Raw genomic sequence first — 14,378 nt, 5'->3', positions numbered from 1 at the left:
GTCACGCCGATGCGTATCCGCGCCGCCCTGCTGCTCTGCCCGCTGGCCCTTGCCCTGCACGCCCCGATGACGCGCGCCGACACCCGGGTGCAATCCCTGGACCAGGTGCCGGGCGCCATCAAGACCCAGGACGCCCGCAAGATGTACGACAGCCAGATGAGCGGCGCGCCCCGACCCGACGGCCTGGGCGTGCAACTGCCGGCGGGCTTCAGCAATGCCTTCCTGTTGCAGCAACTGGCGCCCGGCCAGAATCCCGCGCGCCTGCTGCTGGCGGGCGCCAAGGCCTGGCCGCAGCGCCCCGGATCCTACGTGGCGCTGGTGTGCCTGGCGGCCAGCGCCGAACGGGCCGAGCGCCTCAAGCAGTTCGGCGGCGGCGACTGCGCCAACCTGTCGCGCGACCAGGACAGGAACGAGATATGGGTCGGCGTGTTCGAATCGACGCCAGGCGCCGCGCCGCGCCTGGTGGCGCGCACCGAGGCCCCGGTGACGGAACCGACCGACTGGAGCGACACCGACATCGACCCGCCCATGGACCTGGCCATGCAGGATGCCGGCGCGCCCATGCTGTCCACGCCCGACAGCTGGAAGCGCTTCGATCTGGCCGCCTACAGGATCGCCCCCGACACCACCGCCTTCGGCCTGCGCGCGGGCTGGAGCGAGGGTTATGCGGGCGGCGGCGCCGATTTCGAGGCCCTGTACCTGTTCCGCATCGACGGCGCGACCCTGAAGGTGGTGTTCGCCCGGCCCATGTCGTTCGTCAAGAGCATCGCGGGCGACTGGAACCCCGATGGCACGCGCGAACACGACGAATCCGACGCCAGCAATTCGCTGCTGGTGCTGCCGGGCAAGACCGGCGGCTACTTCGACATCCAGCTGCGCCAGCAGGGCGGCAAGTGGAAGCGCACGTTCAAGTGGTCGGCGGGCAAGCAGGCGTACGAATAGGCGCCGCGCCGCCGTTCAGGCCGCATCCACGTAATTCGGTTTGCCGCCCAGGAATTTCAACAGTTCCTCGGGCTGGCTGACCTGCGCCAGCGGAATGAAATACACCTCGTCCGCCACATCCGGACGCTGCACCGGAATGATCTGCAGATAATCCGGCGTCAGCGCGATCAACGAGATCTTGTCGTCTTCATAGCCGGATTCGAAATGGCTGCCGTTCTGGTCCAGCACGAAGCGGTCCGGGTAGAAGCGCGCCGATCCCTTCAGGCTGGCGGCGCCCTTGAAGATGGTCTTGCGGATCATGCGCCTGAGCACCCACTTGGGCGTGGGCTGGCCGTTGCCCAGGCCCTTGATGATGCGCCGCGTCTTGGCGGCGGCGATGAAGCTCAAGGCCATCAGCAGCATCACGCTGGCGAAGACCGCCGTGTGCGCGCCCACCTTGCCGGTGGTCAGCTTCTCGATGCCGACGATGACGATGGAAGCCAGGAAGGCACCATGCCGTATCCAGGTCCAGGTGCGCGTGGCGGCGTTGACCACGTCGGCGGCGCGCTGGCGCTGCGCCAGCAGATGGGCCTCCAGCGTTTCCAGGGGCAGGTCGTAGTCGGCTTGGCTGATCGGTACGGCGTCGGTCACGGCGGGGCCTTTCTCTTTCTATATGCGGGCGGAAAACCCCGGATTATGCCTGCACGCGCAGCGCGTCCCGCTGCCGATGGCCGCACACGCGGCGTCCCAGGGTCTGGCCGCCCGCTGTCGCCGGCCAGGGTTCAGCCAAAGAAAAACCCGCAGGTCCCGGAATCGGGACGTGCGGGTTTCGAGAGGGGCGGCCCGGCGCGGCGCGCCAGGCGCGCGCCGGTTCAGCCGACCACGCGGAAGCGCTCGGCGTCGTCCATGAAGGCCTTTTCGCCAAAGCCGTTTTCGTTCGAGCCGAACGGCATCTGCGCGCGCAGCTTCCAGCTGGCGGGCACATTCCATTCACGCGCCACGCCGGCGTCGATGAGCGGGTTGTAGTGCTGCAGGCTGGCGCCCACGCCGGCATTGGCCAGCGCGGTCCAGACCGACAGCTGGGCCATGCCGCCCGCCTGTTCCGACCACACCGGGAAGTTGTCGGCGTACAGCGCGAATTTTTCCTGCAGGCTGCGCACCACGTCCTGGTCTTCGAAGAACAGCACGGTGCCGACGCCGGCGGCGAAGCTCTTGAGCTTGGCTTCGGTCTGGGCGAAGCTTTCGGCCGGAGCGACCTTGCGCACTTCCTCGATGGCCAGGTTCCAGAGCTTGTCGCTTTCGGCGCCGAACAGGATCACGGCGCGCGAGCTTTGCGAGTTGAACGACGAGGGGCTGTGCTTGATCGCGTCCTGGATCAGGGTCGCCAGTTCCTCTTTCGAGGCGGACAGGTTGCGGCCCAGCGAATACTGCGTGCGGCGCTTCTTCAGTGCGTCGAGGTATGCGTTGCTCATGAGGATATTGCCTTTCGACTGGTAGATAGAGGGGTAGGGAGTGAACAAATTCTACTGGCCGGTGCCGCGGGCGACCACCGTTCAAGCGCGGTTTTTGCCGGAACAAACTGTTCCAGTTTTGTAGCGAATGCCGCCCGGTCTCACGCCGGCAGCAATCGCGCATTGCCCACGGGCGTGGCGCGCGCCTGCAAGGCACCGCCCGCCCTCACCCGGAACGCCGCGACGGCCTGCCGCAAGTCGGCCGCCTGCACCCGCAAGGCCTCGGCGCCGGCCGACGCCTCCTCGACCCGGCGCGCGTTCTTCTGGGTATCCTCGTCCAGTTGCGCGATGACCTGCGCGACGTGCTCGATGCGGCCGGTCTGCGCCACCGACGCCTGCACGATGCCATTCATGGTGGCCGTGGTCTGGGTGATCGCTTCCAGGATCAGGTCCATGGTCTGGCCGGCGGCGCCGACGCGGTCCACGCCCTGGCGCACCGTGTCGGCCGACTGCGAGATCAAGGCATTGATTTCCTTGGCCGCCGTGGCCGACCGCTGCGCCAGCGAGCGCACTTCGCTGGCCACCACCGCGAAGCCCTTGCCCTGCTCGCCCGCGCGCGCCGCCTCGACCGCCGCGTTCAACGCCAGGATATTGGTCTGGAAGGCGATGCCCTCGATCACCGAGGTGATGTCGGAGATCTGCGCCGACGCCCTGGACAGGTGTTCCATCGTGTCGATCACGGCGTGCATGGTCTGGCTGCCCTGCCGCGCCGCGTCCATCGCCTGGCCTGCCATGTCGCCCGCCTCCTGGGCATCACGGGCATTGCGCTTGACCGCGCCGGTCAGTTCCTCCATGGATTCGGCCGTCTGGCGCAGCGCGCGCGCCTCGTCGCTGGTACGCGCCGACAGGTCGGCATTGCCCTGCGCCAACTGCACGCTGACCACCGATACGGCGTCGGCGTGCTGGCGCACCCCGCCCACCACCGAAGCCAGGTTGCGCTGCATGCCGGCCAGGGTGGCAAGGATGCTGCTGTCGTCGCCCTGCCTGACCGCGATCGGGCTGGCCAGGTCACCGGCGCTGACGGTTTGCGCGATACGCTTGAGCGTCGCCGGTTCCGCCCCCAGGGCGCGCGTGATGCGGCGCGCGATCAACCAGGCCAGGCCGGCGCCCAGCAGGATTGCGGCGCCGGTCAGCGCCAGCATCAATTGCTGGAAATCGACGCCCACGCGCCGCGCCATATCGCTCTGGTCCTTCATCAGGCGTTCCTCCAGGTCGATCATGCGGTTGATCGCCGCCAGCCACTGCACGAACAGGGGCCGCGCCTGATCCAGCAGCGGCCGCGCCTGCGCGGCGTCGCCCCGCTCCAGCGCCGTCAACAGGCGCTGCACCACGGGCAGCGTGCGCGTCTCGATCGCCTTGATGCCCGCCAGCGTCTCGCGTTCCTGGGCCGACACGTCGGCGCCCTGGACGAACAGCGCGTCCATGGGCGCCGCGGCCTCGTCGTATTGGCGCTTGAGGCGGTCGATCTCGGCCACCAGCGTCCGCAGTTCGGCGGGAGCGGCCAGCACGGCGTCCCGCAAGGCGATGGAGCGGTCATGCACGCTGCCCCGGAAGGTGATGGCATAACGCTGCTTGACGCCGTGAACATCGTTGATGGCGGCGAGCGCGCCATTCATCCGGTTGACCTGGGTGATGCCGACCACCGTCAACAGCACCATCAGGCAGAGAACGACGGTGAAGCCGAGCATGATGGAACCGCCCGTGCTGCGCACCCCGCGCGAAGGGGAATGGGAATCCTGCATGAAACCTCCTGCGGCAGCCCGCCGGATGAGCCGGGCGGTGCCTATCGATTTAATTTAATAAAGCTATCAAATATAGTTTTTTAATTATATATAACTATCGTGACGAATACAGCCTTTTCGCCCCGTTCCGCGCGGGGGTTTCGCGCTGCATCGACGTGCCCAGGACATACCGAGAGCCCGGATCCGGTCGCGGTCCCGGCCGCGATGCGCGATCGGTAAACTAGGCGGCATCTTCCTCATCCGCTTACGTCGTTCCCCTGATCGCCACATGACGATGGCCAGAGCGCCGAGCCTGGTCGCCAACGCTGGAGCCCCGCCCATGCTGAAAGACCGCCGATTCCAGATCTGGCTGGCCGTGTTCGCGCTGGTCGCCATGCCGCTCGTGGCCCTGCTGTGGCCGCGCAGCCCGCAATACCCGTCCATCGGCGGCGGCGGCTACGACCTGTCCGGGTTCGTCTACACGCTCGCCCTGCTCGGCTTCAGCGGCGTGTGGTCCTTGGTCGCACTACTGGTGGCTTTCGGCCGTAACGAGGCCACGGCGGCCAGGCGGGCCTACGCACTGGCCGGCATCGGCGCCGCGACATTCGTGACGGCGGCCATCGCCTTCGGCCACCACCTGCACTAAGGAACGCATTACTTCAGGCTCGGGCGCGGATCCGAGCCGCAAAAAAAGGCCGGCACGCGAGGTGCCGGCCAGTCACGATCGCTTTGCCATGGCGGCGGCGGACGCCAGGTCCGCGACCATCGGCAGCATCGTCGTCAGGTGCCGACGGCGGTACCGTCCTGCTTCCAGATCACCACCGTGGCCGGGCGCGGCCGGCTGGCAGTGGCGTCGTCGGGCCACTTGGAGGCCATCAGGGGATTGTTCTGCGCATCCGTCACGCTCGGGCCTTCGCCCGGGTGCTGGATGTTGATGAACAGGTACTTCTGGTCGGGCGTCCAGGTCAGCCCGGTCACTTCGCAACCGATCGGGCCGGTCATGAAGCGGCGGATTTCCTTGGTGGCCGGATTGGCGACCAGCATCTGGTTGTTGCCCTGCCCGGCGTAGGGGCCGGTGTTGGAGTAGTTGCCGTCAGTCTCGATCCACAGCAGGCCGCGCTTGTCGAAGGCCAGGCCGTCGGGGCTGTTGAAAGTGTTGTCCGTGGTGACGTTGGCCGAGCCACTGCGCAGGTCGGTGCGCGGGTACAGCGTCGGGTTGCCCGCCAGCACGAAGATGTCCCATTCGAAAGTCAGCGACGCCGGATCGCCGTTCTTTTCGCGCCAACGCACGATCTGGCCATACTGGTTGGCGGTACGGGGGTTGGCGTCGTCGGCGCCCGGATGCTGCGGGCCGTTCGGATAGCGGGTGCCGCCGGTGCCGCGCGAGCTGTTGTTGGTCAGCGTGACGTAGGCTTCGCGGGTGGTCGGATGGGTGGTGATCCACTCGGGCCGGTCCATCGGCGTGGCGCCCACCGCGTCGGCGGCCTGGCGCGTCTTGACCAGCAGTTCACCCATGTCCTGGTTGAACATCGCGCCGAGCGTGCCGCCGGCCAGCGCCGGGGTATCGAGCTTGAGCGCAATCCACTCGCCCACGCCCATCGCGTCGCCCTGCGCGGCACCGTCCAGGAAGCGCGCGACGTACAGCGTGCCCTTGTCCAGCAGCAGGCGGTTCAGCGCCGGGCGCGCCGGGTCGTACTTGCCGTCGGATACGAACTTGTAGATGTACTCGCTGACCTGGTCGTCGCCCATGTAGACCACCACGCGCTTGTCGTCGGCCAGCGTCATCGCGGCGTTCTCGTGCTTGAAGCGGCCCAGCGCGGTCAGCTTCTTGGGCGTGGAGTTCGGGTCGAACGGGTCGATCTCGACCACCCAGCCGCAGCGGTTGTACTCATTGGGCTCCTGCGCCCAGTTGAAGCGGTTGTCGTAGTGGTCCCAGCGGTACGAGCTGCTGGAGGTCTTGCCCGAACCCTTGTAGCGTTCCATGTGGGCCTGGTACTCGGCATCGGGATAGTTCACCGTAGTCGGGTCGGCCGTGCCGACGCCGAAGTAGTCGGTGAAATTCTCTTCGCACGTCAGGTAGGTGTTCCACAACGTGTAGCCGTTGCCACAGTTGCCGAAGGTGCCGAAGCAGCGCGTGCCCGTCGGATCGGCGTTGGTGCGCACCAGGCGGTTGCCCGCCGCCGGCCCCACCAGTTGCATCGCGACGTTGGCGTTGACGCTGCGGTTGAAGGGCGAATCCAGCACCGGTTCCCACTTGCCGTTGGCCAGGCGCATATGACGCACCGAAACGCCATGGGCGTGCTGCGACTTGCGCACCCAGTCCAGGTTCCATTGCGCGTTGCCCGGCTGCACACCCACCGGATAGAAGTAGTCCGGCGTGGTGTATTCGTGGTTGGTGACCATCAGGCCTTCCACGCTGCTGCCGTTGACGCTGTCGGTGCCATCGATCGGGAAGAAATGCATGCCGTCGTGGTTGTACCCGAGCTGGCGGGCCTGGTCGTCGCCGCCGTTGCTGGCGTCGGCCTTGAAGGCCGGCGCGCCGGCAAAGAGCGGATCGCCCCAACGGTTGATCACGGCGAACTGGTAGCCCTCGGGGACCACCACGGTATCGGCGGTGCTGATCGGCACGGCCTTGAAATTGAGTTCCACGGGCTTGGCCGGCGTCTCGCCGCCCGGGTTCGTGCCCGGATTGGTGCCCGACGAATCGTCATCGTCGTCATCGCCGCCACAGGCCGTCAGGCCCGCGCCCATGAAGCCGACCGCGCCGGCGCCCAGGCCGGCCTTGAGAAAGCCGCGACGCGACACCGCGCGGCGCACCACTTCGTTGAAATGCACTGCCTGGGAGGGGTTGGACGGGATGTCGTCCTGGTCCGAAGAACTCATCAGTTTTCCTGTCATTGTCGGTGTTCTTGGCTGGCGCACCCGCGGGCCAGCCTCACGGCATGATGACTGTCAAAAATGACGGTGGAATAACAGATGAATGAAAGGTTTGCGTCTGTATGTGGTTTCAGCGGACAGGAGACAACAGCGCTGGCGCGCCAAACTCCACCAACTGAGCATTGCTGCGGGCAAAGTACTGCTCCCAGAACGTCCGCAGCTTGGCCATGGTCTTGGGGTCTCGATATACCCCCCGGTCTCTGCGCGCGGATCCGTCCCCTTGAACCAGGCCCGCACCCAGTACAAAGACCCGCGCCCCGCCAAAGTCGCCGAATTGCTGCGCGGCCTCCACCTTCTTTATCTCGACGGAAGGATCTATCGCGCGAACGTTATGGTTGGCATAGAAGCTGGAGATGCTGGAATTTTCCAGCATGTCCGATAACACGAACACAATCATGTCCCGCGCGCCGGACTGCCTGACCCGGCTGGACAACTCCTTGAGCGCGGACAAGATGTCGGACTTGGCCAGTTCGGCGCTGACGCCGGCGAACGCCGTCTTGAGCGCGGTGGCCGCCTTCAGCCGCCCGTAGTCGAGCTGGTCGCGCATGCACGCATCGAACGTCCGCAGGACCTTCATGCCGATGCTGTTTCGGAGGCTTTCGTCGATCGGCTGTTCCAGCGTACCGGCACTCAGGACCTGCATGTAGCGCCCCTGCCCGAACGAAGAAAAAGTCGCGACGACGTAGGCGGAACCCGGCTGGATCAGCCGTCCTGCATTCTCGTTGGCCAAGCCTTGCAGCATCGCATCGAAAGGCGTGGTCTGATCGACCAGGATGAACAGTTCGGTACGGGGCGCCGGTGCCGGCACGCCCACTTTGCTCGCCTCATAGCAACTGGGTACGTCGTTCTGCGCGCCAGCATATGCCGTCGTGCCCGTCACCAGCGCCAGCATGACGGCCGCTCCGATCGTAAATCGCTTCATGGCACTTTTCCCTTGGCGTCAAAACAAATCATCGGCCAGTGCGTCCTGTGCTTCCCGTTCACGCCGCTCCTTTCGCTCCTTGAGCCACGCACGCAAATCCGCATCGCCGCGGACCGCAGCGGGCAGGGCCACGAAATACGCCTTTTCCCGCTCCGGGTCGTTCAAACAGTCGATTTCGGTCTTGATATGGTGCAGATCGTAGCCCGGCTCAACCTGAGCCGGCATTTCCGGCCCGGGGACGGCCGCGGGCATTTTGGGAGGCGTCAGATGGTCCACGATATCGAGCGCCGCCGAATTCCGATTGGCTTCGCGCAGGTAATCGTCGAAGGTCTTGGACAACTTCATGCGATTGTTGGCGTTGGCCTCCAGGCGCTGCTGCAGGTCCTTGAGCCGGCCGTTGACCAGGTCTCGGATCGGCTGATAGTGACTTTTGTAGGCGCCGTAGTCGCTGAACCCCCCGGTGGAATCATAGGCGTTCTTCGACTCATTGCCCACAAACCCATATTTGTAGCCAATGAGCAAACCAATCGCCTGTGTCGCTACATAGATAAGGCCCAGCATCAGAAACGCCGTCATGCCCTCGATGGAGGTACCGCTATCGGCGTCGCTTTTTGCCTTGGCGTCCGCAGCACGCTGCGGGGCGCTTACGGCATCGGGCAAGGTGCTCGCGAACGGATTGAACGCCGCGCTGCCATTCATTTGCGCCGATTCCCGCGTCTGTTCATTGAGCATGTGCGTGTAGCGCAGGCCAGTGGACAGCACAGCGATGCCCACGATCAGGATGATGGCGGAGTAGACCCAACCGTAGCTGCCGCGGTCATAGGGATTCTTGGCGATTCGATTGAGGATCTGGTTGTAATAGGGCGCACGATCGTCGCGGCCGTGGTCGTTCAGGCCGACCTGCTCAACTTCGAGGTTCGCGCTACTGTCGCCCTCCTTGAACTGAGCGAAGCAGGCGCGCAGCAGTTTCGTCCGACGGTATTGGTGACCGGCCTGGTGCGTGATCATCACCATGATCACGCAAATGACGAACACCACGCAGACCGAAATGATGGCGACCATATTGCTGCTCGCCTCGCTGGCCATCCACGACGACAACATGTACGAGAACCCGATCCCTTCGGCGATCACCAGCACTACCAGCAGCGCCCAGATGAAAAGAGGCGCCGGCTTTTGGCCTTTGTCCGACGCCTTGCGCAGATAGTCGCTATAGTGCGCGAACTGGCCTTGCGACATGAAGTTGCAGAACGGCTTGTAGATAGCGCACAGGCTTTCCTCCGCGCGTAGCCAGCCCTCGTTCCCCTTGGTGCGATCCTTGGCGAGGCGAGCCAGGCTGCCGATGATGGGCAAAGATACCCACAGATCACGGAACCACAGATTGAACCGGAACAAAGCCACTGTTATCGCCAATAGGATCATGGCAATGACGAAGTAGATAAATGCCGTGTTTGCCGCGTAGAAATTATTCAGGGATTCAAGCATCCTGCGTCCTTTGTATGTATCAACCGATCCGAGGCTGGTGTCGCGTCACTTAGCCAAGCTGGGAGCGAAAGCGGTCTGGTAGGACTGCTTGTTCAACGTATAGACCAGATTCGAATCAGGGGCGTGGCGGGGATCCTTGTTCGGAATGACGATGTCCATGCACTGCAAGGAATCGCCTACGAACACCCGGTACAGGAGAGCATCCGAGCCTTGATAGGCATTGACTTCCGGCTTGCTGCGGAGGGTCGGTTCAGCCTTCTTATCGCCCGAATAATTGGTGTAGACAAGCAGTTCAGGACGGCGCGCCGGCGAGCCGCCATCGCGCAACACGGCGACATGCGTCAGTGCCACCAAGTGCCCATTTACCAAGCCCGCCCAGCTCGAGTCGTACACGCCAGGCAGATAGTCGTTGGTGGAGAACTTGGCCTCCCGATCGTTCTTGAGCGACTTGACGCCCTTCGAAATGCGGGGGCGATCATCCGCGCAACTGCCCACGATGGAAGGCTCGGCGGCGTGCGCGGTGCTCAGCAAGCTGAAAGTCGATTTCTGCGTCGAGAGCTTGCCGATGCTGACCTGTACATAGTCGCCGTGCACTGGCGTGCCACCGAAATCAATGTCTTGGGCGGCAGTGCTCACATGCGCCGAAGGCGTTGCATCCGTCGCCGACGGATCCGGGCTGGCAACTGACGGCCTGTCGTTCCGGTTCGCTTGGCCGACGGACGCCTTGCGGGAAGAGGTCGGCTGCGCCCCGCCTGCTGTTTCCTTACGCTGCCCCGAGGCTGCCGGCCCGGGCGTCCGGTAGTACGCCAGCACGGGCTTGCGGTTGGCCAGATAGCCCGCCATGGCCTCGTCTTCGCCCAGATCGACCACCTCGACCCTGCGGTTACGCGCGCGTCCCGCTGCACTGTGGTTGTCCGCAATCGGCAGCGTTTCGCCCGCGCCTTGATAGAAGATCTGATCTGCCCTGAAACCGCGGGACACGAAGATCTTGGCCACCGCGCGGGCGCGAGCTTCGGAGAGGTCGGCGTTGAGCTGGGAAGAACCCGTGTCATCGGTGTGTCCGACCAAAAGAATGCGCATCGCATTGTTCCGCGCATTGACGGCGTCTCGATCCTTGGCGCTGGCGGAGGCCGCCGCCACATCGCGGTAGGTGTCGGCCAGATCCGCCATGGCCTTCGCCGCCTGCGGCGTCAAAATCGCCGAGCCCGGCGCGAACTGTTCGCCCTTGTCGATGATGGACACGCTCAGGCCAGCGGTCGTCTTGGCAGCGTCCGCGGATCCGCCGCCTTGCGGCTTGGGCATGGCCAGCGGATCCACTTGGGTATCGGCCACCTTGATGTCGGAAACAACCAGGTCGAGGTTATTGGCCTGCGCCACCTTGAAGAGCGCGCATCTGCGCTCGTCAATGTTGTGACCGATCACACCGCCGACCAAGGCGCCTGCCGCCGCGCCGATGGCCCCGACAATCACCTTGTCCCTGGCGTTCTTCCCGCCCAGCAAAGCCCCGGCGACCGCGCCAAGGGCGCCGCCCACGGCAATCCCTGTATTGCGCGAACTATCGGAGCAAGGATCATTACTCGCGAACGTACTTTGCAGCGCGTTGCTGTCGCCGGGTAAGGTCTGGCACCCCGCCAAGCCGAGGGAGGCAAGACTGGCACAAAGCACGGTGGGAAGAATGCGAAGCGTCGTGACTCGCAGAACGGACGTGATTGTCGTGCCCACATCGAAACCAAAAGCCATCAACCCCTCACTACAATTACAAATATAAATTTATAAATGTGTATTTATCTGCGCCGTAGCCCGATATTGATTTAGATAAATTACATTTTGAAGGATTTGCATTGTAATAGATGCATTGTGATGCGCCAAATGCAATACAAATTATTTCAGATCGACAGAAGATGACGACCCATGGCGCCCCTCCCGTGCATTGGCATGGGGCTCAAATGGCGAATCGAAGGGGAATTGCAGAGCGGCCCCCGGACAGGGCAGGCGCAAAGAGACGAACGCAAAGACAAAAGGCCTGTAAGAATCCAGTTCTTACAGGCCTTTGCTGTCCGGATGTCCGGACAAATTCTTGGTGCCGACGGCGGGAAACGTACCATTAACGTTTATGCGGCTTTCGGCTAAATATGGGGCCATTTTGGGGCCTGCGCGTGGCGCTTTGACGGGGCCTCATGCAAGACCCGAACAGGAAATGCAGACGGCTGCACTGATTGAGAGATTGGGGTAGGCGTACGGATCCTATACTGAGGAACTCGATGGGAGCGTCTCATGTGTAGCCACTACCAGACCTTAAAGGATGCCGAGCTGCTGCTTTGCGCGAATTCTAGGCTTGATTACACTGTATGTCCATACAGGTGTTTTCTGCCATGCCGTTCAAAGACCCACTCACCACCGAGCAGCTGCGCGCCATCCGCGAGCGCCAGCCCTGGAACCCCGATGTGATCGACCTCCTCTGGGAGATCAAGCGCATGCGGTCGATGCTGCTGCGCCTCAACCAGCTGTCCGGCGACCTGAAGCGGCCCGCCAGCATAGTGGGCGAGATCTACGACGACCTGATGGCGGCGCTGGCCGTCGAGCCCTGTGTGGTCGAGTTCAAACAGACCACGGCCGAGCTGCTCGAGGAGCCGCGCAAACTCCGTAAGGGGATGGCACCGCGGTAATGAACGTCTCACAACGGAGCGGGCGCGGCGGCTCATCCTGGAGACATATCCGGAAACTACTGACACAGTTAGAATTGACGAATACCTTAACAAATAAATAGGGACGCCCGGCAATGCAGTCCACGCAGAAATCGGTATTCACCAGCGGCCAGGAAGGAGACCGCTATTTTTCCCGTAACGAGGGCGTCTATGCCGCGATGGTAGACGCGGATGAGCTGAGCATTCCCAATTCGGTTTATGCGAGCTACATCAGGGCGGGCGATGCTGTCTTGGAGATAGGTAGTTCAAGCGGGACGAACCTAGACGCCCTACGGCGCGCCACCGATTGTGCTGGGTATGGCATTGACCCTTCAGCGAAGGCCATTTCCAGCGGATCTGCTCTATACCCCGGTTTGAATCTGAGCGTGGGGACTGCCGACAAACTGGAATTCCCAGATCAATCTTTCGATTTCATTCTTTTCGGTTTCTGTCTATATCTCATCGATCGAGACCTGCTCAGCCGAGTTGTAGCTGAAGCGGATAGATGCCTGAAAGATGGCGGCTTTGTCGGCATTACTGACTTCGCGCCCGACGTTCCCACCAAGCGGCCATATGCGCACCGTAGCGGAATCTTTACGCACAAGTATCAGTACGAGCGGATGTTCACCGCTTTCCCTCACTTTTCCATAGTAGAGAACAGGCCGTTCAGCCATTCTGGGCCAGGCTTTCACCCAGATCCGCAAGAGCGCCTCATTGCGACCGTGATCCACAAGAACCTAGCGGGCGGCTATCAACTGCTCGCATAGTCATCTCGGCCATGCCTCAGTGATTGAATGGTGGCGTGCGGCACACTGACCATATTGCACCGCCAGAGCCATATAGCTGCGCGCGAAGTCGTCCCAACTATCGCTGGTCACTTCCGGCACCGGCGGGCACGGCTGGGCCAGGTTGGCCGGCAGTTGGGGCCGGCCTGCGCCCCACCCCGCCGCCTCGCCCTTCTTCAACGCTGAAGCCTGCGAGGGCCCAATCGGCACCGGCGAGTATTGGGCTAAGACCGCAGCAGCCCATTCTCGCGTTTCGCCACTGGAGCGATCCGACGTGAGCGCGGATATTGCGAGCTGCACATAATCCCGCCGGACCTCCTTGTCCTTCTCCGCCGCCTGAAACTGCCACCCGAAGAAGGCGACGAGGACAGGGATAGCAATCATCGAGAGAATCTGGGCAATATCTTTGCCCTTGGCCAGCCAATCTCGTTCCATCGTGAAGCCTCCGTAACAATGGCTGGATTCTATTCCGAACGCTGGAGGGCTTTGATATAGCCCTGCAGGCCGTTCACTTGGTCGGCCCATCCTGCGGCATCGGCAACCAGGTCTCCATATTCCGCGTAGCACGCTGCAAAACCTCCGATCCAGTCGGGGCCGGCCTCATCAGGTCGGCGGCTGGCTCGGGGATTCGCGGGATCACGGCCGTTGGCGCGGAGCACGCGGTCAAGCTCAGCACGGGCAGCAGCCAGGCCAGTTTTCGCAGCCTCGCGCGCCAGGACGGCACCACGGTATTGGGCATCAGCACGGTCTTTCTCCAGTTGGTAGGCCTCGGTGATGGCGCGCTGCGCCGCCTCGGCACGGGCGCGCTCCTTGGTGACGCCGGCGGCCTCCCGGTGCGCGCCGTACAGCACCACGCCGGCGCCCAGCACCATCACCACCGCCGCGCCGCCGATCCAGGGCAGCGCCATGCGCAGGAACGGGTTCACGGCTGCACCTGCGCGACGGCCTGGCGGTAGAGAACTGGCCAGGTCTGGGGATGCGGCCTGCCCGGGCGCCAGGTGCGCAGGTAGAGCGCCCAGCCGGCGTCAGCATCACCGACCGGCGGCAGCGGCTGGGGATCGGTCCACAGCAGGAGCCGCGCAACGCCGGCCGCCAGCACGTCGTCATACTCCAGCGCCGCATAGATCGCGTCCGGGTCGAATGCCACACTGCGGGCCTTGCACACCGCCGCCAGGCGGTCCTTGCTGGCCGCGTGCAGGTACACGCCCCACACGCCGCCGCGGCTCGCGCGGGTGCCCTTCTCGAACTGCCAGAATCCGCGGGCCGGGCCGCCGATCTGCCGCCGGTGAACGAAGCGGCTTTCCTGCAGGCCGATCGCCAGCAGTATGACGCGCGCCGTCGGCGTATCCATGCTGGCCGGCAGCAGCGCCAGCGCAGGGCTGACGCCGGCACCGACGATCGTCTTCAGATCCATG

General features: G+C 63.8%; 14 protein-coding genes. 4 read left to right on the top strand and 10 right to left on the bottom strand.

The annotated features are described in order from the left end of the window. The first annotated feature begins 9 nt into the window (after positions 1-9). Complete coding sequence (locus ACUTAG_RS21830) at positions 10-942, top strand: hypothetical protein (RefSeq protein ID WP_006389144.1); 933 nt, start codon at positions 10-12, stop codon at positions 940-942. 15 nt (positions 943-957) lie between these two features. Here the strand turns inward: ACUTAG_RS21830 and ACUTAG_RS21825 are convergent, their stop codons facing one another. From ACUTAG_RS21825 to ACUTAG_RS21815, 3 genes are all read right to left on the bottom strand, one after another. After that, positions 958-1,572, bottom strand: a complete 615-nt coding sequence (locus tag ACUTAG_RS21825; RefSeq protein ID WP_006389143.1) for a hypothetical protein — start codon at positions 1,570-1,572, stop codon at positions 958-960. Positions 1,573-1,793: 221 nt separating this feature from the next. Next, entirely contained in the window at positions 1,794-2,393 is a 600-nt protein-coding gene (locus tag ACUTAG_RS21820) for a nitroreductase family protein (protein ID WP_006389142.1), read from the bottom strand. Positions 2,394-2,533: 140 nt separating this feature from the next. Further along, positions 2,534-4,174, bottom strand: coding sequence for a methyl-accepting chemotaxis protein (locus ACUTAG_RS21815; RefSeq protein WP_060721145.1), 1,641 nt, complete (start codon positions 4,172-4,174; stop codon positions 2,534-2,536). Between the two features lie 319 nt (positions 4,175-4,493). Between ACUTAG_RS21815 and ACUTAG_RS21810 the strand changes: the two genes are divergently transcribed. Continuing rightward, positions 4,494-4,799: a hypothetical protein gene (locus tag ACUTAG_RS21810; RefSeq protein WP_053074801.1), complete on the top strand. Its 306-nt coding sequence runs from the start codon at positions 4,494-4,496 to the stop codon at positions 4,797-4,799. A 134-nt stretch (positions 4,800-4,933) separates the two neighbouring features. On the opposite strand, the gene ACUTAG_RS21805 is transcribed toward ACUTAG_RS21810, so the two are convergent. From ACUTAG_RS21805 to ACUTAG_RS21790, 4 genes are all read right to left on the bottom strand, one after another. After that, complete coding sequence (locus ACUTAG_RS21805; RefSeq protein ID WP_148316360.1) at positions 4,934-7,036, bottom strand: PhoX family protein; 2,103 nt, start codon at positions 7,034-7,036, stop codon at positions 4,934-4,936. A 124-nt stretch (positions 7,037-7,160) separates the two neighbouring features. Beyond that, positions 7,161-8,012, bottom strand: a complete 852-nt coding sequence (locus tag ACUTAG_RS21800) for a hypothetical protein (RefSeq protein ID WP_070541363.1) — start codon at positions 8,010-8,012, stop codon at positions 7,161-7,163. Positions 8,013-8,030: 18 nt separating this feature from the next. Continuing rightward, the gene (locus ACUTAG_RS21795; protein ID WP_148316358.1) at positions 8,031-9,494 is read right to left on the bottom strand and encodes a hypothetical protein; all 1,464 of its coding nucleotides are present in this window, start codon (positions 9,492-9,494) and stop codon (positions 8,031-8,033) included. Between the two features lie 45 nt (positions 9,495-9,539). Continuing rightward, positions 9,540-11,234 carry an OmpA family protein gene (locus tag ACUTAG_RS21790; RefSeq protein ID WP_148316356.1) on the bottom strand — a complete coding sequence of 565 codons (1,695 nt, stop codon included), beginning with the start codon at positions 11,232-11,234 and terminating at the stop codon, positions 9,540-9,542. A gap of 632 nt (positions 11,235-11,866) precedes the next feature. Here ACUTAG_RS21790 and ACUTAG_RS21785 point away from each other — a divergent pair. After that, a complete protein-coding gene (locus tag ACUTAG_RS21785; RefSeq protein WP_446650344.1) occupies positions 11,867-12,160 on the top strand; it encodes a hypothetical protein in 294 nt (97 codons plus the stop codon). A gap of 113 nt (positions 12,161-12,273) precedes the next feature. Then, entirely contained in the window at positions 12,274-12,945 is a 672-nt protein-coding gene (locus ACUTAG_RS21780; RefSeq protein ID WP_446650343.1) for a class I SAM-dependent methyltransferase, read from the top strand. On the opposite strand, the gene ACUTAG_RS21775 is transcribed toward ACUTAG_RS21780, so the two are convergent. The 3 genes from ACUTAG_RS21775 to ACUTAG_RS21765 are packed head-to-tail and all read right to left on the bottom strand — an operon-like array spanning position 12,946 to position 14,377. Then, the gene (locus tag ACUTAG_RS21775) at positions 12,946-13,398 is read right to left on the bottom strand and encodes a hypothetical protein (RefSeq protein ID WP_446650342.1); all 453 of its coding nucleotides are present in this window, start codon (positions 13,396-13,398) and stop codon (positions 12,946-12,948) included. It abuts the gene before it with no gap. A 29-nt stretch (positions 13,399-13,427) separates the two neighbouring features. Then, positions 13,428-13,889, bottom strand: a complete 462-nt coding sequence (locus tag ACUTAG_RS21770; protein WP_446650341.1) for a hypothetical protein — start codon at positions 13,887-13,889, stop codon at positions 13,428-13,430. Continuing rightward, on the bottom strand, positions 13,886-14,377 hold the full coding sequence (locus tag ACUTAG_RS21765; RefSeq protein WP_446650340.1) for a hypothetical protein: 492 nt from the start codon (positions 14,375-14,377) through the stop codon (positions 13,886-13,888). Before ACUTAG_RS21765 ends, ACUTAG_RS21770 begins: the two co-directional genes overlap by 4 nt. Position 14,378 lies beyond the last annotated feature (1 nt).

Source organism: Achromobacter sp. CSND-B12 (assembly GCF_052906545.1).
This window is presented reverse-complemented; position numbering and strand designations above follow the sequence as displayed.

What these genes read in the sequence shown, in the direction of transcription:
- ACUTAG_RS21830 (WP_006389144.1), top strand. Translation starts at nt 10, where the DNA reads ATGCGTATCCGCGCCGCCCTGCTGCTCTGCCCGCTGGCCCTTGCCCTG.
- ACUTAG_RS21820 (WP_006389142.1), bottom strand. Translation starts at nt 2,393, where the DNA reads ATGAGCAACGCATACCTCGACGCACTGAAGAAGCGCCGCACGCAGTAT.
- ACUTAG_RS21815 (WP_060721145.1), bottom strand. Translation starts at nt 4,174, where the DNA reads ATGCAGGATTCCCATTCCCCTTCGCGCGGGGTGCGCAGCACGGGCGGT.
- ACUTAG_RS21810 (WP_053074801.1), top strand. Translation starts at nt 4,494, where the DNA reads ATGCTGAAAGACCGCCGATTCCAGATCTGGCTGGCCGTGTTCGCGCTG.
- ACUTAG_RS21805 (WP_148316360.1), bottom strand. Translation starts at nt 7,036, where the DNA reads ATGAGTTCTTCGGACCAGGACGACATCCCGTCCAACCCCTCCCAGGCA.
- ACUTAG_RS21800 (WP_070541363.1), bottom strand. Translation starts at nt 8,012, where the DNA reads ATGAAGCGATTTACGATCGGAGCGGCCGTCATGCTGGCGCTGGTGACG.
- ACUTAG_RS21795 (WP_148316358.1), bottom strand. Translation starts at nt 9,494, where the DNA reads ATGCTTGAATCCCTGAATAATTTCTACGCGGCAAACACGGCATTTATC.
- ACUTAG_RS21790 (WP_148316356.1), bottom strand. Translation starts at nt 11,234, where the DNA reads ATGGCTTTTGGTTTCGATGTGGGCACGACAATCACGTCCGTTCTGCGA.
- ACUTAG_RS21785 (WP_446650344.1), top strand. Translation starts at nt 11,867, where the DNA reads ATGCCGTTCAAAGACCCACTCACCACCGAGCAGCTGCGCGCCATCCGC.
- ACUTAG_RS21780 (WP_446650343.1), top strand. Translation starts at nt 12,274, where the DNA reads ATGCAGTCCACGCAGAAATCGGTATTCACCAGCGGCCAGGAAGGAGAC.
- ACUTAG_RS21775 (WP_446650342.1), bottom strand. Translation starts at nt 13,398, where the DNA reads ATGGAACGAGATTGGCTGGCCAAGGGCAAAGATATTGCCCAGATTCTC.
- ACUTAG_RS21765 (WP_446650340.1), bottom strand. Translation starts at nt 14,377, where the DNA reads ATGGATCTGAAGACGATCGTCGGTGCCGGCGTCAGCCCTGCGCTGGCG.